Annotated in this window: 25 protein-coding genes; 13 read left to right on the top strand and 12 right to left on the bottom strand. The window is 60.5% G+C overall.

Translation table 11 applies throughout. The features are described from left to right. From addB to V1T76_RS18125, 5 genes are all read left to right on the top strand, one after another. Positions 1 to 3,147, top strand: a complete 3,147-nt coding sequence (gene addB / locus V1T76_RS18145) for a double-strand break repair protein AddB (RefSeq protein WP_330562059.1) — start codon at positions 1 to 3, stop codon at positions 3,145 to 3,147. After that, a complete protein-coding gene (gene addA / locus V1T76_RS18140) occupies positions 3,117 to 6,650 on the top strand; it encodes a double-strand break repair helicase AddA (protein WP_442970143.1) in 3,534 nt (1,177 codons plus the stop codon). The genes addB and addA overlap by 31 nt, the downstream gene beginning before the upstream one ends. Before the next feature lie 85 nt (positions 6,651 to 6,735). Further along, complete coding sequence (trxA, locus tag V1T76_RS18135; RefSeq protein WP_330562057.1) at positions 6,736 to 7,056, top strand: thioredoxin; 321 nt, start codon at positions 6,736 to 6,738, stop codon at positions 7,054 to 7,056. 145 nt (positions 7,057 to 7,201) lie between these two features. Next, entirely contained in the window at positions 7,202 to 7,825 is a 624-nt protein-coding gene (gene grpE, locus V1T76_RS18130) for a nucleotide exchange factor GrpE (RefSeq protein ID WP_330562056.1), read from the top strand. Positions 7,826 to 8,070: 245 nt separating this feature from the next. Then, complete coding sequence (locus V1T76_RS18125) at positions 8,071 to 8,691, top strand: trimeric intracellular cation channel family protein (RefSeq protein ID WP_330562054.1); 621 nt, start codon at positions 8,071 to 8,073, stop codon at positions 8,689 to 8,691. A 503-nt stretch (positions 8,692 to 9,194) separates the two neighbouring features. Here the strand turns inward: V1T76_RS18125 and V1T76_RS18120 are convergent. From V1T76_RS18120 to V1T76_RS18075, 10 genes are all read right to left on the bottom strand, one after another. Further along, positions 9,195 to 10,103, bottom strand: a complete 909-nt coding sequence (locus tag V1T76_RS18120; RefSeq protein ID WP_330562053.1) for an ornithine cyclodeaminase — start codon at positions 10,101 to 10,103, stop codon at positions 9,195 to 9,197. 15 nt (positions 10,104 to 10,118) lie between these two features. Continuing rightward, the gene (locus V1T76_RS18115) at positions 10,119 to 10,484 is read right to left on the bottom strand and encodes a lipopolysaccharide assembly protein LapA domain-containing protein (protein ID WP_330562052.1); all 366 of its coding nucleotides are present in this window, start codon (positions 10,482 to 10,484) and stop codon (positions 10,119 to 10,121) included. 64 nt (positions 10,485 to 10,548) lie between these two features. Next, positions 10,549 to 10,848, bottom strand: a complete 300-nt coding sequence (gene ihfB, locus V1T76_RS18110; protein ID WP_006940254.1) for an integration host factor subunit beta — start codon at positions 10,846 to 10,848, stop codon at positions 10,549 to 10,551. 15 nt (positions 10,849 to 10,863) lie between these two features. After that, positions 10,864 to 11,850 carry a signal peptide peptidase SppA gene (gene sppA, locus V1T76_RS18105; RefSeq protein WP_330562051.1) on the bottom strand — a complete coding sequence of 329 codons (987 nt, stop codon included), beginning with the start codon at positions 11,848 to 11,850 and terminating at the stop codon, positions 10,864 to 10,866. Between the two features lie 420 nt (positions 11,851 to 12,270). Continuing rightward, positions 12,271 to 12,699 (bottom strand): FKBP-type peptidyl-prolyl cis-trans isomerase, encoded by a 429-nt coding sequence (locus tag V1T76_RS18100; RefSeq protein ID WP_330562050.1) that lies wholly within the window; start codon positions 12,697 to 12,699, stop codon positions 12,271 to 12,273. Between the two features lie 235 nt (positions 12,700 to 12,934). Next, positions 12,935 to 13,933 carry an isopenicillin N synthase family dioxygenase gene (locus tag V1T76_RS18095; RefSeq protein ID WP_330562049.1) on the bottom strand — a complete coding sequence of 333 codons (999 nt, stop codon included), beginning with the start codon at positions 13,931 to 13,933 and terminating at the stop codon, positions 12,935 to 12,937. A 110-nt stretch (positions 13,934 to 14,043) separates the two neighbouring features. Continuing rightward, positions 14,044 to 15,447, bottom strand: coding sequence for an amidohydrolase family protein (locus V1T76_RS18090; RefSeq protein ID WP_330562048.1), 1,404 nt, complete (start codon positions 15,445 to 15,447; stop codon positions 14,044 to 14,046). Then, positions 15,444 to 16,295 carry an ABC transporter permease gene (locus tag V1T76_RS18085; protein ID WP_330562047.1) on the bottom strand — a complete coding sequence of 284 codons (852 nt, stop codon included), beginning with the start codon at positions 16,293 to 16,295 and terminating at the stop codon, positions 15,444 to 15,446. The genes V1T76_RS18090 and V1T76_RS18085 overlap by 4 nt, the downstream gene beginning before the upstream one ends. Continuing rightward, on the bottom strand, positions 16,295 to 17,074 hold the full coding sequence (locus V1T76_RS18080) for an ABC transporter ATP-binding protein (RefSeq protein WP_006940274.1): 780 nt from the start codon (positions 17,072 to 17,074) through the stop codon (positions 16,295 to 16,297). The genes V1T76_RS18085 and V1T76_RS18080 overlap by 1 nt, the downstream gene beginning before the upstream one ends. 7 nt (positions 17,075 to 17,081) lie before the next feature. Further along, positions 17,082 to 18,044: an ABC transporter substrate-binding protein gene (locus tag V1T76_RS18075; RefSeq protein ID WP_330562046.1), complete on the bottom strand. Its 963-nt coding sequence runs from the start codon at positions 18,042 to 18,044 to the stop codon at positions 17,082 to 17,084. On the opposite strand from V1T76_RS18075, the gene V1T76_RS18070 reads away from it, so the two are divergent. After that, positions 18,043 to 18,240: a hypothetical protein gene (locus tag V1T76_RS18070; protein ID WP_330562045.1), complete on the top strand. Its 198-nt coding sequence runs from the start codon at positions 18,043 to 18,045 to the stop codon at positions 18,238 to 18,240. The two genes, V1T76_RS18075 and V1T76_RS18070, sit on opposite strands and share 2 nt — an antisense overlap. Before the next feature lie 232 nt (positions 18,241 to 18,472). Then, positions 18,473 to 18,967 (top strand): nucleoside deaminase, encoded by a 495-nt coding sequence (locus V1T76_RS18065; protein WP_330562044.1) that lies wholly within the window; start codon positions 18,473 to 18,475, stop codon positions 18,965 to 18,967. Positions 18,968 to 19,010: 43 nt separating this feature from the next. Here V1T76_RS18065 and V1T76_RS18060 read toward each other — a convergent pair whose 3' ends face one another. Further along, complete coding sequence (locus V1T76_RS18060) at positions 19,011 to 19,490, bottom strand: MarR family winged helix-turn-helix transcriptional regulator (RefSeq protein ID WP_330562043.1); 480 nt, start codon at positions 19,488 to 19,490, stop codon at positions 19,011 to 19,013. 265 nt (positions 19,491 to 19,755) lie between these two features. Between V1T76_RS18060 and V1T76_RS18055 the strand changes: the two genes are divergently transcribed. The 6 genes from V1T76_RS18055 (at position 19,756) to V1T76_RS18030 (ending at position 24,805) form a co-directional block, all read left to right on the top strand. Further along, positions 19,756 to 21,687 carry an FAD-binding monooxygenase gene (locus tag V1T76_RS18055; protein WP_330562042.1) on the top strand — a complete coding sequence of 644 codons (1,932 nt, stop codon included), beginning with the start codon at positions 19,756 to 19,758 and terminating at the stop codon, positions 21,685 to 21,687. 169 nt (positions 21,688 to 21,856) lie between these two features. Next, positions 21,857 to 22,207 carry a helix-turn-helix domain-containing protein gene (locus V1T76_RS18050; RefSeq protein ID WP_330562041.1) on the top strand — a complete coding sequence of 117 codons (351 nt, stop codon included), beginning with the start codon at positions 21,857 to 21,859 and terminating at the stop codon, positions 22,205 to 22,207. 208 nt (positions 22,208 to 22,415) lie between these two features. Next, positions 22,416 to 23,081, top strand: a complete 666-nt coding sequence (locus tag V1T76_RS18045; RefSeq protein WP_330562040.1) for a hypothetical protein — start codon at positions 22,416 to 22,418, stop codon at positions 23,079 to 23,081. A gap of 179 nt (positions 23,082 to 23,260) precedes the next feature. Beyond that, positions 23,261 to 23,971 carry a hypothetical protein gene (locus V1T76_RS18040; RefSeq protein ID WP_330562039.1) on the top strand — a complete coding sequence of 237 codons (711 nt, stop codon included), beginning with the start codon at positions 23,261 to 23,263 and terminating at the stop codon, positions 23,969 to 23,971. Between the two features lie 65 nt (positions 23,972 to 24,036). Further along, positions 24,037 to 24,444, top strand: a complete 408-nt coding sequence (locus V1T76_RS18035; protein ID WP_330562038.1) for a hypothetical protein — start codon at positions 24,037 to 24,039, stop codon at positions 24,442 to 24,444. Positions 24,445 to 24,550: 106 nt separating this feature from the next. Beyond that, positions 24,551 to 24,805, top strand: a complete 255-nt coding sequence (locus V1T76_RS18030; RefSeq protein WP_330562037.1) for a hypothetical protein — start codon at positions 24,551 to 24,553, stop codon at positions 24,803 to 24,805. 185 nt (positions 24,806 to 24,990) lie between these two features. Here the strand turns inward: V1T76_RS18030 and rpsA are convergent, their stop codons facing one another. Further along, positions 24,991 to 26,688 (bottom strand): 30S ribosomal protein S1, encoded by a 1,698-nt coding sequence (gene rpsA / locus V1T76_RS18025; RefSeq protein ID WP_330562036.1) that lies wholly within the window; start codon positions 26,686 to 26,688, stop codon positions 24,991 to 24,993. Positions 26,689 to 26,750 lie beyond the last annotated feature (62 nt).

The raw sequence follows: 26,750 nt of genomic DNA, 5'->3' as shown, positions 1-26,750 counted from the left end.
ATGGCCCGCAGCGCGCGCCTCTGGTCTGTCCCGCCGTCCGTCCCCTTTCTGAAAACGCTGGTCGACACGCTGGTCGACGGCACGTTGATCCCGGGCTTTCGTCCGCTGGACGACCCACTGCTGTTGCCGTCGGTCACCCTGTATCTGCCGACACGCCGCGCCGCGCGCCTGCTGCCGGAGCTGTTCCAGCAGCGGTTCGGTGGCCGGCCGGTTCTCCTGCCTGCGATCCGCCCGGTGGGCGATGCCGATGAGGACGCCCAGAGCCTGACCGCCAACGCGGATTTGGAACCCTTGCCGCCGGCGATGCCCCTTCTGGAACGCCATCTGGCGATGACGCGGCTGGTGAAGGCCTGGAAGGGCATGCTGCGCCGGGAAGCCCTCAGCCTCAGGTCCGATGAGCCTCTTGGCCTTCCGGCCTCGACGGCCGACGCCGCCTGGCTGGCGGCGGATTTGCTGACACTGATGGACGAGGTCGAGACGGAAGAAGCCGATTGGTCGGAGCTGTCTGGTCTGGTGCCGGAGGATCATGCCCGGTACTGGCAGATCACACTCGATTTCCTGCAGATCGTGCGCGAGGCCTGGCCGGCGCATCTCGCCGAATTGAAGATGATGGACCCGAAGGCTCGCCGGTCCGCCCTGATCCGGCGGGAGGCCGAGCGCCTGGAAAGGACGCCGCCGCGCGGGCCGGTTATTGTCGCGGGTGTCACCGGCTCCGTTCCGGCCACTGCGGAACTGCTGAAAGTCGTTTCCCGGCTGGAAGCCGGTGTCGTCGTGCTTCCGGGGCTGGACCGGCATCTGGACAACCGCTCCTGGGCGGTGCTCGGACAGAGGACCGGCAAGGCATCGACGCGCAAGGGAGTGGCACCAGCGGGCACGGCAACCTTGCCGTCCCATCCGCAATATTCGCTGAAGCAGTTGCTTGACCGTTTGGGAGCTGCGCGGGAAGAGGTCGCAACGCTTGGGCCAGACCCGGACCAGGGTCTCCTGTTGCGCGAGGAACTTGTCTCCGAAGCGCTCCGCCCGGCCGACACCTCCGATGGCTGGACGACTTATCTGGATAGCCGTTCGGAAACGGACAGGGCGAAGGCTCTCGAAGGCGTCTCGATCATGACCGCCCGCAACGAGGCGGATGAAGCCTTGAGCGTGGCCATTGCCTTGCGCGAAGCCATCGAGAGGCAGGAAAGCGCGGCGCTGATTTCCCCGGACCGCATGCTGACGCGCCGGGTGGCGGCCGAGCTTGCCCGCTGGAACATCCAGGTCGATGACAGTGCCGGCCGTCCGCTCGATCAGACCGCACCGGCGATCCTTGCGATCCTGGCTGCGAAACTCGCGCTTGGTGGCTGCGAGCCGATCGATCTTCTGGCACTTTTAAAACATCCGCTGACACGGCTTGGCCTGCCGGTGAAGGACATTCGGTCCGCCGCCCGTGCGCTTGAGCGTGGTGTCGTCCGCGGGCCGCGCGCCCGGACGGGAACCGCGGGCTTGCGTCTGGCTGTCGAGGCTAGCCGGGAAGACGTGGGCAAGGCCCACACGCCGCGCTGGAAAAAGATCCACGACGAAGACTGGGACGTGATTGCGAACCTGGTCGACCGGCTGTCGCTTGCGGTGAAGCCACTGGAAGCGCTTGCCGAGGAAAGCGGAACGATCCTGTTGACCGATCTCGCCCGGCGCCATGTCGAGGTGATCGAAGCAATCTCGATTGACCACGAAGGCTCGGTGGCAGAACTCTATGCCGGCGAGGCGGGTGAGGCCTTGGCCCAGTTCCTGACAGGCCTTCTGGAAGCAAGCTCAAGCGGTCTGGAAATTCCTCCCGGCGAATGGCCATCCGTTCTGCCCGCGCTGATGTCCGGTCAAGCTGTGCGGCGCAGGCTGCCGGGCGACCAGAGGGTACAGATCCTCGGCCCCATGGAAGCACGGCTTCAGGCCTTCGATTTCGCCATCCTGGGCGGCCTCAACGAAGGTATCTGGCCGCAGCGCACCCGAAACGATCCGTGGCTGAACCGGCCGATGAAGCGCGACATGGGGCTCGAACCGCCCGAACGCCGGCTAGGTTCGGCTGCACATGATTTCGCGCAAGGCATGGGCGCGCGGCGTGTCCTTCTTTCACGTGCCGCCCGCTCCGACGGCGCGCCCACCGTCGCATCCCGCTGGCTCCAGCGCCTGACGACGCTGGCCGGGCCGGATCTGACGAAGAAACTGGAAGCGCAAGGTCGGGTCTATTCCGCACTGGCTGCCCAGCTTGACCGGCCGGAAGGCGCGGTACGGCCTGCGTCCCGTCCCCATCCGCGTCCTCCTCTGGCTGCGCGCCCGAAGTCGCTCTCGATCACGGAAATCGAGCGCCTCATCCGTGATCCCTATGCAATTTTCGCCCGTCATGTCCTTGAGTTGCAGCCGGTCGATCCGATTGGCGGCGAACCGGGGGCGGCCGACAAGGGCAATCTCGTTCACGACGCGCTCGCCGACTTCCTGCTGACCTGGACCGGCCCTTTTGACGACAGCGCCGTTAAGGCCCTGACGGAAATCGGTGAAGAGCTGTTCGAGCCGCTCGATGCCTTTCCGGCGATCCGGGCCCTCTGGTGGCCGCGCTTCCAGAAGATTGCGGCGGGCTTCGTTGCCTATGAAGCAAGACGTTCGCAGCACGTCAGTCAGCGGTTCCTGGAAATCGGTGGCGGTGTGGAGATGAAGCTGCCGGGCTTCGATTTCCGCCTGCGCGGCCGGGCGGACCGGATCGACTTACTGACGGGTGGTGGGCTTTCGGTGGTCGATTACAAGACAGGGCAGGTGCCTTCGCAAAAGCAGGTCGACGCATTGCTGTCGCCGCAATTGCCCCTGGAAGCGGCGATGATCCGTCGGTTCGGCTTCAAGGATGTGCCGGCTGATGCCCCGATTTCCGAGCTTTTGTATCTGCAGCTGAAGGGCGGTAGCGAACCGGTGATCGAAGCGCCGCGGAACCCGAAGGACACGGCGCTGGAAGATCTGGTGGAAGATGCCTGGAAACGGCTGGAACAGTTGATCGCCCACTATGTCAGGGAAGACATCGGCTACCTCTCCCGTGCCCGCGTGATGCGCGAACGGCAGATGGGGGGTGACTATGATCATCTTGCCAGAACGCAGGAATGGGCACTTGGATCGGAGGAGCCGTCATGAGCTTTCAGATCCCTGAAGTCACCAGACAGCGGCAGGATCTTGCCTCCCGCCCGCGGGCCTCTGCATGGGTGAGCGCCAATGCCGGATCAGGCAAGACCTTCGTGCTGTCCCGTCGTGTGGTGCGGTTGCTTCTGGATGGCACCGATCCTTCCCGCATTCTGGCCCTGACCTTCACCAAGGCGGCGGCCGCCGAAATGGCGACCCGCGTCTTCAAGATCCTCGGCGAATGGGTCACCAAGGATGATGAAGCACTCGCGGCCGAATTGCAGGACATCGAAGGCCGCAAGCCCGATGTGGCGCGCCTGGCTATGGCGCGCCGCCTGTTTGCCCACGCGCTGGAAACGCCGGGAGGACTGAAAATCCAGACCATCCACGGCTTCTGCGAATCCCTGCTGCACCAGTTTCCGCTGGAAGCGAATGTCGCCGGCCATTTTGCCGTGCTTGATGACCGCGTGGCGGCCGAACTCATGGCGGCCTCGCGCGCCACCGTACTGCATGTCGCCGAAACCGAACCGGAAAGCACTTTCGGCAGGGCGCTGGCATCCGTCATCGATCTGATGAGCGATGGCGGAGCCCAGAAGGCGCTGGACGAATTGATCCAGAGCCGCGATGCCTTCCGCCGCTGGACGGTCGATGCCGGCGATCTGGAAACCGCGCTTGCCGAGCTGGCCGAGCTTCTGGAAACCGATCCTGACCTGCGGCTGGCGGACTTTGACGAACAGTTCCGAAGCGCTTGTCCGCTCGATCTGAATACCTGTCTTGCCTATGCCGAGGCCCTGCGCACAGGCACCAAGACCGATCAGGCGCGCGCGGACGATCTCGTTGCTGCGGCCAAGCTCACCGGCAGTGCCGCTTTTCGAGAAGCCTGGCAGGCGATCTTTCTGACCGCCAAGCTTGAGCCGCGCAAGTCGCTCGCCACCAAGAAGGTCGCCGAGGCGTTCCCCCAGATGCTTGAAGCGCTGGAAGCCGAACAACAGCGCCTGATGGAGCTGCTGGACCAGCGCCGCAAGGTGGCAACCTATGAGGGGACCTCCTCGCTGCTGCGACTGGCCGATGCCGTGATCGGTCACTACGAACGTGCCAAGATTGCCCGTGGCTATCTCGACTTCGAGGATCTGGTCGTCAAGACGGCAACGCTGTTGCAGAAGTCGGACGCAGCGCTCTGGGTGCAATACAAACTTGACCAGGGGCTCGATCATATCCTCGTCGACGAAGCCCAGGACACCAGCCCGCGCCAATGGGAAGTGGTGACCTCGCTGGCCTCGGAATTCTTCGCCGGAACCGGTGCGAGAGACAGGGTGCGCACGTTGTTTGCGGTGGGCGACGAAAAACAGTCGATCTACTCATTCCAGGGGGCCGTCCCGGCCTATTTCGACGCCATGCGCCGGGCCTTCTCCGGCAAGGCTGAGGCGGCCGAGCTGGAGTTCCATTCGGTCAATCTGCAACTCTCCTTCCGCTCCACGCCGGATGTGCTGGGGGCGGTCGACAAGGTGTTTCACGACGAAAGCGCCCACAAGGGCCTGTCGCAGGACGTGAAGGCGCCGGTTCATGAAGCCATCCGGCGGGACCCGGGGATCGTCGATCTGTGGCCTCTGGAGGCCGAAGCAGAGATCGAGGAGCCGGACGACTGGCGCCAGCCGATTGATCATGTCGGCTCGGGCAGCCCGATGCTGAAGGTAGCAAGGCGCATAGCGGCAGAGATCGCGCAGTGGATGCGCGACGGCACGGCCGATCCCGGCGACGTGATGATCCTCGTGCGCAAGCGAGGGCCTTTTGTCGAAGCGCTCAACCGCGAACTGAAGGAGCTGGACATCCCGGCGGCCGGCAGCGACCGCCTTGTGCTGACGGACCATATCGCGGTTCAGGATCTCGCCGCCCTCGGCCGCTTTCTGCTGCTGCCGGAAGACGACCTGTCGCTTGCCTGCGTGTTGAAGAGCCCGCTGTTCGACCTGACGGACGACGACTTGCTGGAGGTTGCCCGGGAAACGCCGGAAAAGGTGCGGCCCGGAACGCTGTGGCAGATGCTGGTGAAGCGGTCCGACACGTCTGACAAGTGGAAGGCTGTCCGCGCAAAGCTGGAAGACTGGCGCGCACGTGCCGACTTCGTGCCGCCTTACGAATTCTATGCCCGCCTTCTGGGGGCCGATGGCGGCCGGAAAGCTTTTCGCGCTCGCCTCGGCGTGGAAGTCGATGACGTTCTGGACGAGTTCCTGGCCCTGACCATCGCCTATGAGCAATCCGGCACGCCGGGCCTGGAAGGCTTTCTTGCCTGGATGGCGGCGGCACCGACCGAGATCAAGCGCGAGCTGACCAATACCAAGGGCATGGTCCGCATCATGACCGTGCATGGTTCCAAGGGGCTGGAAGCGCGTATCGTCATCCTGGTGGATCCGGGCGCGGCGCCCGTTAGCGCCATCCACGACCCGGCTTTCCTGCCGCGCAGGCGCCTGGAAAACGATCTGCTGCCGCCGGCCCTGGTCTGGCTGCCGCCCAAGGCAGACCGGACACCCTGGCACGACGCTGCTGTGGAAGACCTGCGGGATGCGCAGGAGGAGGAATACCGGCGCCTGCTCTATGTCGCCCTGACCCGTGCCGAGGACCGGCTGATCGTCTGTGGCTGGGAACCGAAACGCGGTGCCCACGAGAACTGCTGGTATTCCATGGTTTCGCGGGCATTGAAGCCCGAGGCACGTGAACTGACCGCTGGCGACGGGTCCGTTTTTGCCTGGCGCTGGCAGAAGGAAGGAACCGCTGCCGAGCAGGAGGCAGGTGGTGCCGCGCACGTGTCTGCGGAGCCGCGCAGTGAGGAACCGCCGTTGCCGGACTGGCTCTCCACCCCTGTTCGACCACTTCCCAAGAAGAAGCGCCTTCAGCCTTCAAAGGCATTCGAGGCGATGGAGGAAAAGGAAGGCATCGATCCGGTGCCCGCGGTCTCCCGTCTTCAGGCCGGCAGGGACCTTGCTTCCTGGCCGCTTGAGCGCGGCAGTTTGATCCACCGGCTTCTGGAACTGTTGCCGGACGTTGCCGAAGGCGAGCGCCTGGCAGCATCGGAGGCCTATCTCAGACAGGCTCTCAAACCGGAATTCGCCGACCGAAGTCCCCATCTTCTGCGCGAGGTAGCGGCGATTCTGGACATGCCGGAATTCGAGACCCTGTTTTGCGGTCACGCCCGCGCCGAAGTTCCGCTGGTCGGGACGATTCGGGCAGGCGACGGCACCGAAGTCGAGATTTCCGGCCAGATCGACCGCCTGGTGGTTGAGGAGGACCGCGTGGTGATTGTGGATTACAAAACCAATTTTAATCCACCGGCGTCAGTTGCCGAAATCCCGCTCGAGTACCGCGCACAGCTTTGTGTTTACAGGGAAATGCTGAAGCAGATTTATCCGGACAGGGAGATTTCCGCCCAGCTTCTGTGGACGGCCGTGCCGAGCCTGATGGAAATCCCTGAAAAGGTACTGGAAGAAACCTTCGCCGGACTGCGTCCTGACGGCACATCGGCTTGACGGCAGGCCCTCGGCTTCCTACGTTCTTGCCAACTGACGCGCTTACATCGGGTAGGCGCGCTCCTGAGACCTACGAGATCTAGTTATGGCTACCACACAAGTTACCGACTCTTCGTTTGAAGCCGAAGTTCTGAAATCCGACGGCCCGGTCGTGGTCGATTTCTGGGCCGAATGGTGCGGTCCATGTAAGATGATCGCCCCGGCTCTTGAAGAAATCTCCGAGGAGATGGACGGCCAGGTGAAGATCACCAAGCTCAACATCGACGAGAACCAGGACATGGCCATGAAATACGGCGTCCGGTCCATCCCGATGCTGATCCTGTTCAAGGACGGCGAGCCGATGGCAACCCAGATCGGTGCCGCACCGAAGGGCAAGCTCTCCGATTGGATCAAGAGCGCCCTTTAATCGCGACAAGAGTCTGCGGCTGACCGGCTGCGGTTCATACGAGCGCATCCGGCGGGTAAGCGAAAGCCTATCCGCCGATGCTCTTTGAAAAAACCGCAACCGGTCGTATAAGCACCCGCAAACAGTCTGAGCAAACGGATCATTCATGAGCGACGAAAACAAAAAACCGGAAGAGCAGTCGGCAGAAGCAACGCCGGAAACTGCAGCAGCGGAACAGCCGGAAGCTGTCGAGGCGGCCGGTGTCGATCCGATCGAAGTTCTGAAAGCCGAAAACGCGGATCTGAAAGATCGCGCGCTTCGTGTCATGGCGGAAATGGAAAACCTGCGCCGCCGCACGGAAAAGGAAATCAAGGACGCCCGCCAGTATGCGGTGTCCGGCTTTGCCCGCGACATGCTGACGGTCTCCGACAATCTGCGCCGCGCGCTTGAGGCCTTGCCGGAAGATGACCGGAAGAACGCCGATGCGGGTGTTGCTTCGCTGATCGAAGGCGTTGAGATGATCGAACGCGATCTGCTCAACCAGCTTGAAAAGAACGGCGTCAGGAAGCTGGACCCGGAAGGCCAGAAGTTCGATCCGAACTTCCACCAGGCCATGTTCGAAGTCCCGAACACCGAAGTGCCGAACAACACGGTCGTGCAGGTGATGCAGGCAGGCTATGTCATTGGGGACCGCGTTCTGCGTCCGGCCATGGTTGGCGTTTCCAAGGGTGGTCCGAAGGATGTTGCCGCAACGGCGGAAGCCGGGCAGACGGTCGACAAGAACGCCTGAGGTCAACTCGCGTTATAGCTTTGAAAGGGCTGCTTCCGCCTGGCGCGGAGCAGCCCTTTTTCTTTGGGCCATGACAGATCAAACGGTTTTCAAAAACCGATTCGGTCAGAATTCCGGGATGTCTTCAGCGAGACTTGACGGTCTTCTGAAGGCAGGCCGGTCAACGGTGCGACAGCCCACGGGATGACAATGACCCGGACCTAAGGTAATGCCTTCGACAAGAACGCGAAGGGCGGGGGGACGGAATGCTGCTGCAAATGCTGGATTATCTCGGAGTGGCAGTCTTCGCCATTACCGGCGGTATCGTCGCTTCGCGCAAGCAACTGGATATCGTGGCTCTGCTGTTCTTTGCCACACTGACGGGCATCGGCGGCGGAACCTTGCGGGACCTTCTGCTGGGCCTGCCGGTTTTCTGGGTGGAGAACGAAGCCTACCTGCTGGTGTGCTTCGTTGTCAGCGCGCTGGTCTGGTACTTCGCCGAGTGGATCGAAAAGCTGTCCAAGCCTTTGAGGTGGGCCGATGCTGTCGGCATTGCGGCCTATTCTGTCATGGGGGCCGCCAAGGCCTTGACGGTTGGGGATACGATCCTGGTGGCAATCCTCATGGGTGTCTCGACGGCAACCTTCGGCGGCATTCTGCGAGATACCATTGCCGGTGAACCCTCTTCCATCGTGAAGCCGGAGATTTATGTCGGTGCGGCCTTTGCGGGCGCGGGCGGTTTTGTTGTGCTGGTGCAACTGGGCGCACCGCAACTTCTTGCCGCGATCCTTGCTGCGAGCTGTGCTCTGATCCTGCGTGGAGGTGCGATCCAGCGTGGCTGGACCTTGCCCGGACATCGCGCGGACACAGGCTCGGCCGACCGGTAAGCTGCCTGAAGGGACTCGAGTGCGCTGAAACGACAAAAGCCGGTCCATAAGGAACCGGCTTTACGTTTTTCTGATTTTTGTTTTGGCACGGTCAAAAGAACATGCCAGCCGCTTTCCAGCGGGCCGTACTTTCCTGCCGGGGCAAGCCGCCAGCATGGCTTCAAGGCCTTTGAGCATGTCGCAGTTTATCGGAAACGCTTTTCACCGTCTGAAATCAGAGATTTCATCGCAAAAGCGAAAAAAGCCATTTCCCGTTAAACGCGGCACGCCTTAATAGACAAGCCCTGAGCAGGCTGACACATAGTAGATCAGCCCAAGTGCGATTGCCGGAAGGCTCGCCGAATAGGCAAGCGTCGTCAGCATGTTAAGCTCCTTTAAATTCAAATTCGGAAGCGACCTCTTAGGGGGTGGCCCACTGTCTGGGCAACCCTCAAGGGCACACTCTTTGGTGGTTTCCCACCGCTGATCGTGGATATGGTGGCTAAGGACACAACTTCCAGTGATCACGTTCTCAAAAAAACGTGTGCAGCCAGAGCATAGTCGGCGAGGCCTGTGCGCCGCGCCGGCAGAAACAGCGTGCGCTGTCCATAGTAACGCCGACCAGCCTTGCTGCCCTGTGTGAGGTCCTTCAGATCGGCAGCCCATTCCAGATCCGGCCGCGGCGGTTCGCTCAGGTCAGTGGTGAACAGCCGGGCTTCCTGTAACAGTTCCGTCGGCAATTGCGCTTCCGGGTCGAGCACATCGATATGACAGCCGGCGGGCGGATCCAGATAGGTGAGGGCGTGATAAGTGCCCGTATCCTTTTCCGGGCCAGCGATGCAGATCATGTCTGCGCCTTCCTGCGCGGCGTAGATTTCACTGGTGACGCCGACATTAACCCCCTTCAGGGCAGGCAGGGAAGCCACGCGCTTCTGGATCTCCGGCGAAACGCCTGCAAGAAGGATCGACGTCAGATTACGAACGGCGGCGTAGCTGCTCAGCAGCCGGGGCAGCCTCGGGTCGTCGCCAATGACCAGCAGCCGGGAGGTGTCTTCCCGGGAGAGATAGCTTGCACCGAGGGCATGGAGACCGGAGGTTCGCCAGACGGTGAGGCGCATTCCGTCCAGAAGGGCGATCGGTTGTCCGCCGGAGCCGGAAAACAGCAGATAGAGACTGGAAGAAAGCCCGGCTTGTTCGGGAAGATCCAGTGCCAGAGAGCAGCCGATGTAACCGCGCTTGACGTCGCCCTGAGCGGCGAAGTCGGTCCAGGCCGGTTGGACGGTGAGCGCACCTTGCTGCCGGTTCAGCCGGTCGATTGGCAGGGGAGAGGCCTGAGGCGCGACGGTGCTGGAGCGATAGGCCCGGCGCAGCGTTTCAAGAACGGCCCTGTCTTCCAGGCAGGCATCGATCTCGTCGCTGGAGATAATACGCATGAGAGTGTTGGCCGGTCAGGCGGCGTTGCGATTGCCCGGTCCCGCCAGCCCTTTGATACCGGTTGCCGGCTGGGTTACGGTGTTCATTTCCCGTAACTGGTCGGCTTCCTTATACCACTTCGCGGCCTCACGCCGCTTCACACGGGCTTCCTTGCGCCACCGGCCCTGTTTGGCCCATGCGCCAAGTCCGCCGATGATAATGCCGACACCCAGACTTGCGAAGATGATCCAGAACAGCGGAATGTCCGTGATCGTCAGGCGTGGATCCTGCGGGTCGAGGGGATTGAGCGACAGAGAAACCGTGTGGCGGTTTGCCACTGACAATGGGATCAGGACCACCGCGATTGCGAACAAGATCACGTTCTTGAGGAAACGGGTCACTGGGTTCTCCCGGTTTTGGCCAGATCAGACGTCGATATTAAATGGCGTGTCGTGGCGAGCGCAATCAGTCGTCGCCGTGGTCCACACCATCATTCAACCGTATACGCATTTCCTTGCCGGTTTTGAAGAAGGGTACGAACTTTTCATCCACTTCCACCTTCTGGCCGGTGCGCGGATTGCGGCCGACGCGGGCGGGGCGGTTCTTGACGGAAAACGCGCCGAAGCCGCGCAATTCCACGCGGTCGCCACGCATGAGCGCTTCTGTGACCTCATCCAAGATGGCGTTGACTATGTTCTCAACGTCCCGCTGATAGAGATGCGGATTTTGTTCGGCGATATGCTGAACCAGCTCAGATTTGATCATGAAGTGCCCCCTCGTTTACGGATTATTGTCTGCCGCGCCAGAAGCCTGCCAAACGGATACGAGCCCGTCAAGCGTAAGCCCTCGTGGAATCAGCCCCTTAGCTTCACTAACCGGCTCCAGAAGAGCCGAGCCGATGCCTTTTCCGAACTCTCGCGACACGCGGGAGGAAAACGGCAGTTCTTCCAGATTATCGTTGGTGCTCCAGGTGACGACCGGAAGATCCTTCGCAACACCCTTTTCACTTACCAGCCAGTCGATTGCGACATCTTCGCCGCCAATGGCATCGACCAGCTTTTCCGTAAGGGCATCATGCCCCGTCAGAATACGGCCATCGGCGAGTTCCTTGGCTCTGGGCGGGGCCAGGGACCGCCGCTCGGCAACCAGGGAAACGAACCAGTCATAGGAATCGTTGACCAGCTTTTGCAGCATGGCCCGTGCCTCGGGGCTCGTCTGTGAATAGAAGTCAGGCTCCGCCTTCAACGGGGCGCTCTTGACCGCATCCATCTCCACGCCGACGGTTTCCATGAGTTTGCTGATGTTGCCGAACTGGAACAGAACACCGATGGAACCGGTGATGGAATTGTATCTTGCGACGATGTGATCGGACGCCAGGGCAATCATGTAGCCCGCAGAGGTGCCGATCGTACGGATCTCGGCAACAACCGGTTTCTTCTCGGAAAGCTTGCGCAATGCTTCATAGAGCGCCTCTCCGCCAGTCGTGCTGCCGCCGGGGGAATTGATCGAGATGACCACACCCTTGACCGCGTCGGACTTGCCGATCTTGTCGATCATCTGCAGGGTTTTGCGGCTTTCGAGGATGACGCCTTCGATCGGAATGCGCGCGATATGTGCCGTCCGCTTGGACAGTTCCGAGCCACCGGAGACATAAAGCAGCCCCCCGATCAGGGCGGCGGCGATGACGACAAAGGTCGCGATCCGCCAGAAGGTCACTTTGCGTCTGAGGCGCCGTCTGTCCACCAGCGCGTCAACATCTACCGACATGAATACGATGTCCCCGACAAGAGCTTATGAAAACCAATAACATACATAGGGTGACCGTTGTAGGAAATGCAATCGGCTTCTCTCAGTTTGGCAGCAGAATGCGGCAGATTCTGGCAAGCCGGCGCAGTTTCACGTGTTCTTGACCCTCAATCGCCCAGTGGTTGAGGACCGGTGCGGCTATGAAACGCAGTCAGCGAGGAGTGGATCCGGCGCAGGTTTGGCTGGTCTTCGCCCTCTTGGAGCGTTTGTCTACCGAACGCTGATGGTGCCGCTCTCTGCCAGATTCTTGTGCGCACCACCCCCATTACCGCCGGCCGCAGCCGCACAAACAAGAAAGCCCCACGGCAAACCGCGGGGCTTTTATTCGGTTTACGGTGCAGGTGCTGGAACGGAACGTGACGTCCTGCACCCCGCAGGGTCTCAGTTGATCGCCGTCAACTGGATTTCGAACGTCAGTGCCTGGCCGGCCAGCGGGTGGTTGGCATCCAGAACGACCTCGTTTTCGGAAATCTCCACGACCGTCACGGTCATCATCTGGCCGTTCTCTGTCTGCGCCTGAAGCTGCAGGCCGACTTCCAGTGGGATGTTGGCCGGAATGTTGGTCCGCGGAACCGCCTGGCGTGCCCCCGGATTGTGGGCGCCATAGGCGTTGTCCGGTTCGATGCGGACCGTCTTCTCGTCGCCAACCTTCATGCCCGGGATCGCCTCGTCGAGACCGGGGATGATCTGGCCGGACCCAACGGTGAATTCCAGCGGGTCGCGCCCTTCGGAGCTGTCGAAGACGGAGCCGTCGTCCAATGTGCCTTTATAGTGAAGACGAACCGTGTCGCCGCTTTTGGCTTCGGTCATGATGCTTATCGCAATTCTGTCTATTGGGTGAGTTTTGAGGCCGCGTTGCTTTGGCGGGTGCTCGTCGTGGTCCCAAGCCTAAAGGACGGGCGGCAAAAGTAAAGTCTAACGGTTCGTTCGCTTCTGGATAGTCTTGCGTACAAATCATGCCGGAATTGATGTGACCACGGCACCGGCCGCGTTAAACGAGGGGCCCGGTGCCGTGGTTCTACTTCGCCAAAGGTCGAAGCCGCGCTTATTTCTTGCCGAAATTCGCGCCGAGCCGCATCTGAATGTAGTCGTGTGCGGTCATCGGATCATATTTGCCTTCCGGGCCGGCAAGCACAGTATCCATGTTGGCCTGGGCGAAATAGGCTATCGAATAGCGGGGGCCGAGATATTCGTCCGGCTTGGGCATGCGCACCCGATGCAGGTTGGACAGAAGCTTGTCGTCCGACCAGCGCATCAGCATGTCGCCGATGTTGCAGGTGATCACGCCTTCCAGCGGCGGCACGTCGGTCCAGGCAATCGCCCGGCCCTGGCTGTCCTTGCCCGGGCAGAGCTGAAGCCCGCCCTGTCCCGCCTTCTGGTGCAGCAAGGTCAGGCAGTCGAAATCGGTATGGGCACCGGCCCGCCAGAACTTGAAATCCTCGGGCTTGGCATCTGCCATGCCCAGATAGTGGATCAGCCGCAGGGTCGACTGGTATTCCGGTGTCAGCGGATCGTGCCCTTCCGTGAAGAAATCCGGCGGAAACTTCAGCTTGTCTGCAAAGCAGGACAGCACCTTCATCGCCAGCGCCCAGTTGTGCCGCTCGAATGCCAGCATGGTCGCCTTGAAGCCGGAAAGCTCTTCGCCGGTCGGCCAGAGGCCATTCATGCGCGGCAGCGTGATCTGGTAGCTTTCCTTCTGGTCGGCCGTGCCGGTGGAGGGGCGAACTTGCGCCTTGAACTCCCAGCCGGCGTTTGTGCCGGGCCGAAGGGGGTATTTTTCCTTTGTTTCTGCAGGCAAATCGAAAAAGCCGGCGGACAGCCGGAAGGCTTCGTCGACCAGTTCCTGCGGAATGCCGTGGTTGCTGAGCTGAAAAAAGCCGATCTCCGTTGCCGCGGCCCACAGATCCTCGGTTATCTCGGCCTTGCGGGAAAAGAAGTCCGACATGTCAATCTGTGGAATGGCACGGTCGACTGTCTCGCCGACGCCGCCAAAGCCTTTTTCCTTTTCCAGTTCCACAAGCCCATAGGATGCAGAGGTGCTCATATTTCCGTTCTCCTTGAGAAAGAGGTCCGGGAGCAATGACCTGTGCCGAATGGCACTGACAGCTTCTACTCCACATTTGAATGCGCCTGCCAAGGGCAGGCGATGTGCCATCAGGCCAGGGCGGCGCGGGCCCGGTTTGGCGCCAGCATGTCCTTTCTGCGTTCCATGAGTTGCCGGGTGACGCGCCTTGCGCCAGCGCCAAGCCCGGCCAGATCCAGCCCGGGGATGGAACCGTCCCGGACGATCTGCCGACCGCCGACGAAGCTGTGGCGCAGGCTTGCGGCGCCTGTCAGCACCGGAGCAAGGGCCGGATCGTGAAGGCCCATGTTGCGGGGGGACGAAATGTCGAAAATGGCAATGTCGGCGATCATGCCGGGGCGAAGCACACCGGCCTCCTCAAAGCCGAGCACCTTTGCGCCGCCTTCGGTTGCCCAGTTCAGCAGGGTTTCGGCGCGCACCGCTTGCACACCCTTGGTGGCGCGGTGCAGGGAAAAGGCACTGTAAAGCGCAGCGCCCATGTCGGCTGCCTCATTCGCGCCTGCGCCATCAACGGCGAGGGATACATGGCCGCCTGCCTGACTAAGGCTGTCAGCCGGGGCGATACCCGATCCGAGCCGCGCATTTGCCTGCGGGCAATGCGCCATGCCGGTGCCGGTTTCCGCAAGAAGGCGCACTTCGTCCGGGTCGCATTCCACCAGATGGGCGAACCAGACGTCCGGTCCGAGCCACTCAAGCCCGGCAAGCCAGTCGACCGGCCGCTTGCCGTATTTCGCCAGGGTAAAGTCGACGTAAGTCCGGTTTTCCGAAAGATGCGAATGCAGCCGCAGGCCCTTGCCGCGGGCGAAGCGGGCGATGTCGGCAAGCTCACCGGCATCGACGTTGAATGTCGGTGTGGTCGGTGCGACGGCAACACGCCGAACGGAAACCGGAGAGGGATCATGCCAACGGTTTGCCGTTCTCTCGATGCCTGCCAGAAACGCATCCAGCGTCTCGCTGGGGGAGGGCGGCAGGCTTGGGTCGGGAAAGGACCGGCCCTTGGTGCCGCCGCCGCGCGCCAGCACGAACCGGATGCCGAGGGCTTCGGCTTCTTCAAAAAGCACGTTCGCCGGGTCGTAGTCGTAACGGTCTGAAAAGACGTAGTGATGATCGCAGACTGCCGTCGTACCTGTCAGAAGCAGTTCCGCCAGCCCGATCCGGGCCGATATGCGAAGGGTTTCCTCGTCGATCAGCGGCCAGTAGCTGTAGGGAACGGTCATGAGCCAGTCGTCGAGTGGCGCATTCATGCCTTCCGGCACGGCCTTCAGGACAGACTGGAACAGGTGGTGATGAGTGTTCACCAGACCCGGCGTGACCACGCATCCGCTTGTGTCGACGAGCCGTTCGCCTTCCTGAGGCTGAAGGTTGCCGACGGCCTTTATCCGGCCGTCTTGAACCCGGATTGCGCCGCTGAGGCGGTCGCCCTCTTGGTTGCCGGTCAGGCCATAATCAATGTTGGTGATCAGGAAGCTGGTCATTTCTGTCCTTTCGGCAGCGACCAGGGGAAGAAGACCCGCTGAAGGAGGCTGACAAGCTGGAACAGGACCAGCGACATGATCACGAGGATGACCAGCCCGGCCCAGGCCTGGGGCAGTTTGAACATCGACGTGGAGAACTGGATGAAGTAGCCGATCCCCTTTTCGGCCGCCACGAACTCCGACACGACAGCGCCGATGACCGAGAGCGTGATCGAAATCTTCATGCCGGAGAAGATGTAGGGCGTCGCATAGGGCAGGCGGATCTGGGTGATCTCCCGGAAGGACGGCGCGCGCAGCGATCTGGACAGTTCGATCAGTTCCGGCGGCGTGGCGGCCAGACCCGTCGTCATGGAAACGACCAGCGGAAAGAAGGAGATCATGAAGGTGATCACCACACGTGGCGCATCACCGGTGCCCAGCACCACGATGATGATCGGGGCAACGGCAACCACCGGAACGGACTGGATGACCACCAGCAACGGGTAGAACGCCCCGGAGAGCAGCCGTGATTTTGCAAGGCCGACGGCAATCGGCAGCGAAATGACAAAGGAAACCGCATAGCCGACGAGGGCGACCCGAAGTGTTGCCCAGATATGCTCGAACCAGCGCCCCGCCGTCACGCTCTCAAATCCGCCGAGGATGCGGGACGGGGCCGGCAATACAAACGAGGGAACGGCAAACAGCCGTGTCCCGGCCTCCCAGACAATCAGGATCAGGACAAAGGTGATCAGGGGAAGCACGATCGGCATGCGGAGCAGTTTTTCGGAGATCGGCAAACGTCGCTCCTGACGGTCCTGCGTTGAAGCGGTCTTGACCGCGGCGGTGCCTTGCGTCTCGCTGACTGTCATCAGGCAGCTTCCTTCCGGATCAGCAGCGAGCGGAGTTCCGCCGAGAAGTCTTGCATCTCGGGCGTTCTCAGCGCGCTTTCGTCTCGTGGGCGGGCGGTTGGAACCTGAAGGTCCGCAATGATCCGCCCTGGACGCTCGCTCAGCACCAGGATCCTGTCTGCCAGCAAAGCGGCTTCCGGGATCGAGTGGGTGATGAAAAGGACGGTCTTCGGGCTCGCCTGCCACAGCCGCAGAAGCTCAAAACCCATGGCATCGCGGGTCAGGGCATCAAGCGCCGAAAACGGCTCGTCCATCAGAAGGATGTCCGGATTGAGAAACAGCGCCCGGGCAATGCCGACCCGCTGCTGCATGCCGCCGGAAAGTTCCGACGGCAGCCGCTTTTCAAACCCTTTCAGGCCGACGGTCTCGATGATGGTCCGCGCCTGGGCGCGGTCGTCGGCCGTCACCCGGCCGTATTTGTGGCGCACCGGGAAGACGACGTTGTCCTCGATGTTGGCCCATGGCAGCAATGTCGGCTTCTGGAACACGATGCCGACATCGTCCCTCGGCATCGTCACCTCCTTGCCGAAGACGCTCACCGTTCCCTTCGAAGGTTTCATCAGTCCGGCGGTCAGTCTCAGCAAGGTCGATTTTCCGCAGCCGGAAGGACCGAGCACCGCAACAAACTCATGCTGTGCGATGGTAACGGTGACCCCGTCCAGGGCGGTGACGGACCCCGAGCCGGTCAGAAACGTCTGACCGACTGAGGAAAAGCTGATCGCGTTGTTGGTGAGCGCCACTGGAAGGTTACTCCGCAGCCGGCAGGAACGAGCGGTTGACGGCGTCTTCAGGCTTGAGGGAGGCCGGGTCCAGATCCTGGGCTGCGGCAACGCGGGCCCATGTCGCCGCCAGCCGGTCGGCATCGATGGTGCCGAGCGGGAATTTCTCCGTGACCTCGTTGAAGGCGAGTTTGGACGCATCCAGCCAGGATCCCTTGACGTCTTCCGCCGAAAGCTCCGGCACCTGGGCGGAAACGGCGGCGGCTGCCTTGTCCGGGTTTGCATAGGCAAATTCGAGGGACTTCTTGAAGGCCGCAACGAAACGCTTGGCAACGTCCGGGCGCTCTTCAAGGAACTTGTCGCCTGCCACAAGCGATGCGGAATATAGCTCAAGGCCTGCGTCAGCCCACGGCAGCACGACCAGTTCCTTGCCGGCGTCAGCCGCCTGTCCGGAATAGCGCGAAACGTCGGTCAGCCAGGCGATGATCGCGTCCGACTGGCCGGTCATCAGCAATGGCCCCAGGGCGCCAGGGTCGGATTTGGTCAGGGTGATATCGTCTTCAGACAATCCGTTGTCAGCCAGAACCAGCGGCAGGAATACGTTGGAGGAAGTGAAGGGCGAGGTCGCGATCTTCTTGCCTTTGACATCCTTGATCGACGTGATCCCGCTGTCCTTGGTCGTGTAGAAGGCATGTGGCCCCATGTTGAAGATGCTCATGACGGCGGTCACCGGCACACCCTCGGTGGCCTTGGCCGCCATCAGGGCGCCCATGCCGGCGGAGCCGATGTCCGATGCGCCCGTGGCGATCTTCGTGATGGCCTCGGAAGAACCGCGCCCCGGTTCGATCTTGATCTCAAGCCCGGCTTCTTCGCAGAAGCCTTCCTGAATGCAGACATAGATCGGTGCCTTGTCACCGCCGGGCAACCAGTCGAGCTGATAGGTCACGAGATCGGCGGCAGCCGCCGGAAACGACCCAACGATTGCCGCCATGGCAACAACCAACGACTTACCGTCAAACATGCGCATCGGCACACCCTTTCGCTGTTTTTTCTCTGGAAGGTTTTTGAGTGGCGGGAGCGTTTTGTTGTCTCTGGCCGGCATCGTCATCTCCTGCTTCTGGATGCAGGGCGCCTTTGCCCTGAGCATCGTCGAAAACCTGAAAGATGAGCAATGTCGGAGCCGCTGAGCTCCACCGCTTCTACTCGACACTTACGGGAAACCCGCGCGCGATTTTTGTCAAGAAAGCTCCAAGATGAAACGACAAGAAACGTGCCGGCCAGTACAATATTTCAGCAATTGCCTTTTAAATCGCCAGTCTTTTGATCGTTTTCTGTTCAGTCCGATTGACTGCTTTCAGGGTCTTGCAGTGTGAACGGGTTCATGCTCCCATCGGCTGGAAGAAATCAAAGGAGCCGTGCGTGACCGATACTAAAAACGACAAAGATATCGCGTTGTTGCGCCGGGCCTTCGAAATCGCGCGTCAGGCGCGAGAAACGGGCGATCATCCCTTCGGATGCCTGCTGGCGGGGCCTGACGGCGACATTCTGATGGAACAGGGAAACGGCTATTCGGCCGAAGGGCAGGACATGACAGCGCACGCCGAAAGGCTGCTTGCAACCCGGGCCAGCAAGCGCTGGCGGCCGGACTTTCTGGCTGGCTGCACCCTGTACACCTCGGCGGAGCCCTGTGCCATGTGCTCGGGTGCTGTCTATTGGGCGGGCATTGGCAGGGTCGTCTTCGGCCAGACCGAAAAATCCCTCAAGGAACAGACCGGCGATCACGACGAAAACCCGACGCTTGATCTGCCTTGCCGGACGGTGTTTGCCGCAGGCCAGCGTCAGGTTGAGGTTGTCGGCCCGCTTCTGGAAGATGAGGCCGCCAGTCTGCAGGCGGATTTCTGGGCAGAGAAATAGGCGCCGTCAGATACGGTGTAACGCATGACCGACGACGGCCGGTTCAGTCCTTTCCCGTGGTCCTGGCCACGGGACGCAGCGGCGCTCGGCTGAGGCCGTTGACTGCCTCTGTCGCCTTGTGCAGCAACCGCATGAAATCTTCAGCTTCCTGGCTGTCCAGACCGCTCAACATCACCTGTTGCGCTTTTTCAACGGCAGGGCCGAGCCGTGACAGAGCCTCGGTTCCCGCCTCCGTCATATGCAGCACCTTCGCCCGCCTGTCCTTATCGCTCACGGCGCGGGACAGGAACCCTTTCTGGACCAGCCGGTCAACCACGCCGGCAATGGTGGTCCGGTCATAGGCGATGAGGCCAGCCAGCGTTATCTGGTCGATGCCCGGGTTTTCCGACACCCGAACCAGGGCAGCGAATTGCACCGGCGTGATGTCAAAGCCGATGGCTTCCACCTCGGTGTGAAACACGGCCACAGCGATCTGCTGCAACCGCCGGATCAGGTGGCCTGGCATCTGTTCAAGGTCTTGCATGGCTGCCTCCGGAAATACAAAAAGGGAGTATGCTGATTATATTTGACAGCATACTGATTATCAGTATGCTTCTTTATAAATTCGCTGTCGATGTTTGTTTGGACATCGCGGCCGGATTGTCAAATGCGAAAGCCCCAAAAGCGGCAACAGACCCGCGATTGACCATCGGCAGCTTTCGCGTGGCGTCATTGAGGCGGGCAAAGGTTCTGCCAATGGCGGAGGGCTGGTAGCCCAACAGACATGACAGGGCGGAGGAGACGGTCCCATGCAATTTCATCTGAACGGGTTCAAAACCGGTGACCCGGTTGTTCAGGAACCGAACCCCGACGCTGCTTTCCTGGCCGACACCGACAGTCTGCCGGAAGACGTTGACGTACTGATTGTCGGCTGCGGCCCCGCGGGGCTGACCCTGGCCGCACAACTGGCAGCTTTCCCGGAAATCCGGACCCGGATCGTCGAACAGAAAGCCGGTCCGTTGCAGCTTGGCCAGGCAGACGGGGTCGCCTGTCGGACAATGGAAATGTTCGAGGCTTTCGGCTTCGCCGAGCGGCTGGAAAAGGAAGCTTACTGGGTCAACGAGACGACCTTCTGGAAACCGGATCCGGCGTCGCCGGACAAGATCGCCCGCAGTGGCAGGGTCCAGGACGTCGAGGACGGGCTGTCCGAGTTTCCGCATGTCATTCTGAACCAGGCGCGGGTTCATGACTTTTATCTGGAGATCATGCGCAATTCTCCCAATCGGTTGGAGCCGAACTATTCCCGCAGGCTCGTCAATCTTGAAGTGGACTATGATCCCGGCCATGAACGGCCGGTGACGGTCCACCTGGAACGGACGGACCCCGGCCACGAAGGCGAAACGGAAACAGTGCGGGCCAAATATGTGGTTGGCTGCGACGGTGCCCGCAGTGTGGTACGCAAGGCCCTCGGCCGCGAGTTGAAGGGCGACAGCGCCAATCAGGCGTGGGGTGTCATGGATGTTCTGGCGGTCACGGACTTTCCCGACATCCGCTTCAAGTCATTGGTGCAGTCGGCACGGGAAGGCAGCATCCTGATCATTCCACGGGAAGGTGGATATCTGGTCCGCATCTACGTCGAACTCGACAAGCTGCGGCCGGACGAGCGGGTCGCGAACCGGAACATCACCGTCGAACATCTGATTGCCGCAGCCGGGCGCATTCTTCATCCATATTCCATCGACGTGAAAGAGGTCGCCTGGTGGTCGGTCTATGAGATCGGCCAGCGCCTTTGCGACAAGTTCGACGATGTTCCCACAGAGGACGCATCGAGCCGCTTGCCCCGTGTCTTCATTGCGGGGGATGCCTGCCACACGCACAGCCCGAAAGCCGGGCAGGGCATGAATGTCTCCATGCAGGATACATTCAATCTCGGCTGGAAACTTGCTCATGTGCTGAAAGGGCTGAGCAAACCGGACCTGCTTGCCAGCTACTCGGCCGAACGCCAGGCCATTGCACAGAACCTGATCGATTTTGACCGGGAATGGGCAAAGCTCGTCAGCGCACCGGTAAAGTCGGACAGCAATCCGGATGGCGTCGATCCGGCTGAAGTTCAGAAGTACTTCGTGCAGCATGGTCGCTACACGGCCGGAACAGCCTCACGTTACCTGCCATCCGTCCTGACCGGCGGCGGTGAGCATCAGCACCTCGCCGAAGGATTTCAGATCGGCATGCGGTTCCATTCAGCCCCGGTCGTCCGTCTAGCTGATGCCAAGCCGTTGCAACTGGGTCATGTGATCAAGGCCGACGGCCGCTGGCGGCTCTTCGCCTTTGCCGGTAGAGACGACCCGGTGGCGGGAACGTCAGCCATCCGCCTTTTGTGCGATTTTCTTGAAAAGGATGCGTCCTCGCCTGTGCTGCGCCACACGGCGGAAGGCGAGGATATCGATGCGGTCATCGATCTTCGTGTGGTCTTCCAGCAAGGCCACCGCGATCTGGCCCTCGCGGGCATGCCCTCCCTGCTTCAGCCCCCAAAAGGGCGTTATGGGTTGCGGGATTACGAGAAACTGTTCTGTCCGGACCTCAAGAGCGGCTGCGATATTTTCGACATGCGCGGCATCGACCGGGGCAAGGGATGTGTGGTGATCGTCCGGCCGGATCAATACGTTGCCGAGGTTTTGCCTCTTGAGGCCTTTGAGAGCCTTTCCAGCTACTTCAACCGCATTCTCAAGCGCAGACAGTGAGCCTGAAAATTATGTGGTCGTATCTAAAAATAACTCTACGTAATAAAGCGGATAAAACTAGACATTCTGATTTACGCTAAAAAGAATACAACCTAAAAATGCAGTATCATGTAAAAATCTCTTTTTGAGAGAATCTCGCGTCTACTCTTCTTTTTGGGGAGGCGCGGGCATGGGGTCGCAAGACATCGACAAAGACCGGGGAGATCGGCTGACGCAGGCAATGCGCAGCCGCGGTCACCGAAAAGCCATGGCTCTGGCAGCGGAGCTGAACATTTCGCCCGCAGCCATCACCAAATGGAAGCAGGGGCATGCAATGTCGATTGAGAACGCGTGCAACCTGGCAAATTCTCTAGATATTTCATTGGATTGGCTTTTGCTTGGTCGCAATGGGCCTGATTGGCTGTTGCCGAACAACATGAGTAAGCAAGAGCTGGAGCTGGTTGAAAAGCTGCGTACCCGGCCAGCGCGGATCGTGAAACTTCTGCTCAATCTTGTCACCGAGATCCCCGAGCGATTTTAGCGGGAACAGAGATCAAAAAACAACCACAGGTAAATATCAAGAAGATTGTATAAACCGCCAGTAAACAACTAAAGATAGAAAATTTTTGAAATTCGCCGAAGATGGTCTCGAGGGCGATGCAGATGAAACAAGTGTTCATAGAAAATAATTTCGAATACGGAAAGGCGTTTGCGGCCCTTTTTTAAGATAAAATATGGAGACCGAGAACATGTCCACTCTTTTGACAATCAACGTAAAGAACTTGGAAAGCGCCACCCAGGGTTTTTATTTTTTCCAGCAGCCGGCGATCTATACCGGGGGTGGCCAAGTTTACAGCAACAGCCTGTATTCCCAGAGCCTTGGCAACTATGCCCAAACCGGGTCGATCCTGACGTTCCAGGTCAACATGCAGTATTACGCTGGTATTCAGGAGGCGCACAGCACACCGAAGGTCGGTCAGTCGTCCGGTTTTTCGTCAGCCAGCCGGGCTATCGACCTCGCTCCCGCGTCTGGGACGGCAAACGACTGGGTCACGGCGTCCGTGAACCCGCTCGGCCTGAGCCAGCCGACATCCGGCACGGGCGTTCAGCCCGGTGCGTTCCGCATCACCACGCCAACCTATTCGCCGCCCGCGATCTACAACGTCGGCTCCGCGGTGGAAGTGAACGGTGGCATCACGCTGTCCAACTTCGTTGTCGCCAACCCGAACAACAACACGGATTGCCAGCCGATCCTGAAATACTACGTCCAGACCGGTGACTACACGCCGGGCACCGTGATGAACTTCACGGCTTCGAGCGTGGATGCGGCCGTCTGCGACTTCACCGGTGGTCATTCGATCATTGATGTGACGCTGAATGCTGACGGCACCTGGAATACATCCATCGTCAAGTAACGTCGGATCCTTTCAAGGTCCTTCAGTCTGTGAGCAGGTCTTTTGCCATCCGGCCTGCTCACACCGCCCATGGCTGGCAGCACGGAACTTTCCCTGCGCGATTGCTTCACCAGGTTCCGGCCATCCCGTTACGGCGGTCGAGATCTGTCGGCGGCGAAAACAAGCGAGGGCGCTGACCCATGACCTCTCAGCACCAGATCATCATTCAGAATCTGTCGAAACAGACGATCAGTTTCTATGCGTTCCAGCAGCAGGCCGGTTTCACCAACGCCGGTGCGAAGCTGGCGGTGCAATCGAGCAGTCTGGCAACGGGGCCACTGGCACCGCATGCGTCTTCCGGGTCTCAACTCACCTTCGGGTTCGATACCCAGATCTATGCCGGCGCGATTGAACCGGACACCCAGGCCGCTGTGGCAAATTTCAGTGTGCGAATTTCATTTTCGACCAACGAGATGGTGGTCAGCCAAACCTCGGCCATTCAACCGGTCGACCTGACGCCCGTGTCCGGTCAGAGCAACAATCATACGGATCTGTCGCTCAACCCGCTGGGGCTGTCGGCAGCCATCTATCAGACCGGGCCACTGCCCGGAAGCTTCGGCATCCAGGTCCCGGCCTTCACTCCGGCGCCAACGCCGAACCTCTACTGTGGCAGCGCCGCCATCAATCAGAACGGCGGTGTCACCCTGTCGAGTTTCGTTGCACCGCAGCCGAACAGTCAGCTCGTGTGCGCTCCACTCCCGGTCTACTTCGTCAAGACCGGGTCCCACGCCGTAGGCGAGGTCATCACCTACGACACGTCGCAAGCGGCCAAATGCGACTTCTCGCAAGGCTATTCGGTCTTCAGCGTTGCCTACAACGCAGACGGAACCTTCACGACAAAAGGGAGGTAGACATCAAGCAGCACCGGAAACTTGAAATCTCTCTGTCTTTCAATGTGTTACTGAAAGGAAATGCCATGTTAACCATTCCCTTGGCCGATGCACCCCGTCCGGTTCACACGGCCCGCAGGCCTCTCCTGGCCTTAGCAGCCGTGGCCTTCTGCAGCCTTGCTGCCGCGCAAACGGCGCAGGCGCAACTGGCCTTCTCGCCGGATTGCCGGAACCACCAGCAAATCCAGGTGAACCCGCCACAAAATGCAATCCTGTTTTCCAAGCATCCGGTGCCGCATCCGGCTGGAACCGCCACCGTGTTCGCCATCAATGGTCTGAACAACTATGTCGTGCCCGCGGGCGTGAACTCCTGCGTGGTCGCCGCGCCCGATCCTGACGACAATTATTGCTTCCAGGCCCGCAACGACGCGACCATCCTTCAGGTCGGGTTCCAGGCCATCGTCAACCCGGGCGGGCTGCCGGCGTGTCAGTAGCCGTAAAGCTGCCCGCCTGTCGTCCAGCGCGGACAGGCGCCTCTTGCCCCTTGTCCATTCGTCTCAAGGGACAGCTTTTCCTGAACCTGCAGAGGAAAGAAGAGCAATGCCGTATATCCTGAAATCCTACGAAACCGGGGCGACCTTGTCCCAGACCACAGACGCGCCTCAGGCAACCGGGGCGTTCGAGGAATATGCACAGGCCGGCTGGGTGCCTGCCGCCGCAGGCCTCGGGCTCAGTCGGGGCGGTGTCTACCGGCTCGATGATCCGATGCCCGGCGGCGTCAAGCGCAAGATCAAGGTTGTCGCGATTGGGTCCGGGCTGAACGCCTTCACCTATGTTCGTGAGGGGGTCGCCTGAGGGACCACAAGAGTGTGCGCCTGTTTCAACGAGAACAGACGCAAATTCAGGGGCGGTGAGCATTCCCCAAATGGGGGTATCGCAACGGCATATTGAACGTTGCAGGCCCCTAGCAACGCAAAACAAAAGGCCCGGCATTGCTGCCGGGCCTTTCGCTTTCAACTCTCGTGAGAGAGACGAAAATTTTAGTCTTCGTTCTGCTGCTTCAGAGCAGCACCCAGGATGTCGCCGAGAGACGCACCGCTGTCGGAAGAGCCGTACTGAGCGACAGCTTCCTTCTCTTCTGCGATCTCGAGAGCCTTGATCGACACGGTGACCCGACGGGTCTTCTTGTCGAACTGGGTGATGCGGGCATCGAACTTGTCGCCAACGGAGTAACGCTCCGGACGCTGTTCCTCGCGGTCGCGGGACAGGTCGGCGCGGCGAATGAAGGCAGTCAGGTCGCTGTCTGCGATCTTGACGTCCAGGCCGCCGTCTTTGATTTCGATGACTTCACAGGTCACGACGGAGTTCTTGCGCAGTTCGCCAGCTGCACCCGATTCCATCGGATCGCCGGAAAGCTGCTTGATGCCGAGGGAGATACGCTCCTTGTCGACGTCCACGTCCAGAACGACGGCCTTGACCATGTCGCCCTTCTTGAACTCTTCGATAACCTGCTCGCCCGGACGGTTCCAGTCGAGGTCGGAGAGGTGAACCATGCCGTCCACGTCGCCGTCGAGGCCGATGAACAGGCCGAATTCGGTCTTGTTCTTGACTTCGCCTTCGACTTCGGTGCCGATCGGGAACTGTTCAGCGAATGCATCCCACGGGTTCTGCAGGGTCTGCTTCAGGCCCAGGGAGATGCGGCGCTTGACCGGATCGACTTCCAGGATCATCACTTCGACTTCCTGAGAAGTGGAAACGATCTTGCCCGGATGGACGTTCTTCTTGGTCCAGGACATTTCGGAAACGTGGATCAGGCCTTCGATGCCCGGCTCCAGTTCCACGAATGCGCCGTAATCGGTGATGTTGGTCACGCGGCCGGTGAACTTGGCTTCGATCGGGTACTTGGCTTCGATGCCATCCCACGGATCGGTTTCAAGCTGCTTCATGCCGAGGCTGATGCGGTGCGTTTCCTGGTTGACGCGGATGATCTGCACCTTGACGGTCTGGCCGATGGTGAGAACTTCCGACGGATGGTTGATGCGGCGCCACGCAATGTCGGTGACGTGCAGCAGGCCATCGATACCGCCAAGGTCGACGAACGCACCGTAATCGGTGATGTTCTTGACCACACCTTCCACGGTATGACCTTCTTCCAGGCTCTGGACCAGTTCCGAACGCTGTTCGGCGCGGGTTTCTTCCAGAACGACACGGCGGGACACGACGATGTTGCCGCGGCGCTTGTCCATCTTCAGAATCTGGAACGGCTGCGGGGTGTGCATCAGCGGGGTCACGTCGCGAACCGGACGGATATCGACCTGCGAACGCGGCAGGAAGGCAACGGCGCCATCCAGATCGACGGTGAAACCACCCTTGACCTGGTTGAAGATCTGGCCGGTAACCTTTTCGTTGGCTTCGAAAGCGACTTCCAGGCGGACCCAGCTTTCTTCGCGGCGAGCTTTTTCGCGCGACAGAACAGCTTCGCCAAGAGCGTTTTCAACGCGCTCCAGGTAAACCTCGACTTCGTCGCCGACCTTCATTTCGCCGTCACGGCCTTTAGCGCCGAATTCCTTCAGCGGCACGCGGCCTTCGACCTTCAGACCGACGTCGATGACTGCCAGGTCTTTTTCGATCGCGACGACGGTGCCCTTTACGACGGCACCTTCATACAGGTCGTTCTGAACGAAGGACTCTTCGAGAAGAGCGGAGAAATCCTCCATGGAGGGATTATAATCAGACATATATGCTCCTGGCGCCTTCAGGCGCGCCGCCGGCGGGTTGGTGTTGCACTCCGGATCTGTCC

Origin of the sequence: Roseibium sp. FZY0029 (assembly GCF_036350355.1) — a bacterium.
Classification (GTDB): Bacteria; Pseudomonadota; Alphaproteobacteria; order Rhizobiales; family Stappiaceae; genus Roseibium.
Note: the sequence above shows the minus strand (reverse complement) of the source record. Positions and strands in the feature narration are given on the sequence as shown.

Bases quoted from the DNA above. Each gene is read 5' to 3' on its own strand.
- addB (WP_330562059.1), top strand. From the start codon at position 1: ATGGCCCGCAGCGCGCGCCTCTGGTCTGTCCCGCCGTCCGTCCCCTTT.
- addA (WP_442970143.1), top strand. From the start codon at position 3,117: ATGGGCACTTGGATCGGAGGAGCCGTCATGAGCTTTCAGATCCCTGAA.
- trxA (WP_330562057.1), top strand. From the start codon at position 6,736: ATGGCTACCACACAAGTTACCGACTCTTCGTTTGAAGCCGAAGTTCTG.
- grpE (WP_330562056.1), top strand. From the start codon at position 7,202: ATGAGCGACGAAAACAAAAAACCGGAAGAGCAGTCGGCAGAAGCAACG.
- V1T76_RS18125 (WP_330562054.1), top strand. From the start codon at position 8,071: ATGCTGCTGCAAATGCTGGATTATCTCGGAGTGGCAGTCTTCGCCATT.
- V1T76_RS18120 (WP_330562053.1), bottom strand. From the start codon at position 10,103: ATGCGTATTATCTCCAGCGACGAGATCGATGCCTGCCTGGAAGACAGG.
- ihfB (WP_006940254.1), bottom strand. From the start codon at position 10,848: ATGATCAAATCTGAGCTGGTTCAGCATATCGCCGAACAAAATCCGCAT.
- sppA (WP_330562051.1), bottom strand. From the start codon at position 11,850: ATGTCGGTAGATGTTGACGCGCTGGTGGACAGACGGCGCCTCAGACGC.
- V1T76_RS18100 (WP_330562050.1), bottom strand. From the start codon at position 12,699: ATGACCGAAGCCAAAAGCGGCGACACGGTTCGTCTTCACTATAAAGGC.
- V1T76_RS18095 (WP_330562049.1), bottom strand. From the start codon at position 13,933: ATGAGCACCTCTGCATCCTATGGGCTTGTGGAACTGGAAAAGGAAAAA.
- V1T76_RS18090 (WP_330562048.1), bottom strand. From the start codon at position 15,447: ATGACCAGCTTCCTGATCACCAACATTGATTATGGCCTGACCGGCAAC.
- V1T76_RS18085 (WP_330562047.1), bottom strand. From the start codon at position 16,295: ATGACAGTCAGCGAGACGCAAGGCACCGCCGCGGTCAAGACCGCTTCA.
- V1T76_RS18070 (WP_330562045.1), top strand. From the start codon at position 18,043: ATGGCAACAACCAACGACTTACCGTCAAACATGCGCATCGGCACACCC.
- V1T76_RS18075 (WP_330562046.1), bottom strand. From the start codon at position 18,044: ATGGCGGCAATCGTTGGGTCGTTTCCGGCGGCTGCCGCCGATCTCGTG.
- V1T76_RS18060 (WP_330562043.1), bottom strand. From the start codon at position 19,490: ATGCAAGACCTTGAACAGATGCCAGGCCACCTGATCCGGCGGTTGCAG.
- V1T76_RS18055 (WP_330562042.1), top strand. From the start codon at position 19,756: ATGCAATTTCATCTGAACGGGTTCAAAACCGGTGACCCGGTTGTTCAG.
- V1T76_RS18050 (WP_330562041.1), top strand. From the start codon at position 21,857: ATGGGGTCGCAAGACATCGACAAAGACCGGGGAGATCGGCTGACGCAG.
- V1T76_RS18045 (WP_330562040.1), top strand. From the start codon at position 22,416: ATGTCCACTCTTTTGACAATCAACGTAAAGAACTTGGAAAGCGCCACC.
- V1T76_RS18040 (WP_330562039.1), top strand. From the start codon at position 23,261: ATGACCTCTCAGCACCAGATCATCATTCAGAATCTGTCGAAACAGACG.
- V1T76_RS18035 (WP_330562038.1), top strand. From the start codon at position 24,037: ATGTTAACCATTCCCTTGGCCGATGCACCCCGTCCGGTTCACACGGCC.
- V1T76_RS18030 (WP_330562037.1), top strand. From the start codon at position 24,551: ATGCCGTATATCCTGAAATCCTACGAAACCGGGGCGACCTTGTCCCAG.
- rpsA (WP_330562036.1), bottom strand. From the start codon at position 26,688: ATGTCTGATTATAATCCCTCCATGGAGGATTTCTCCGCTCTTCTCGAA.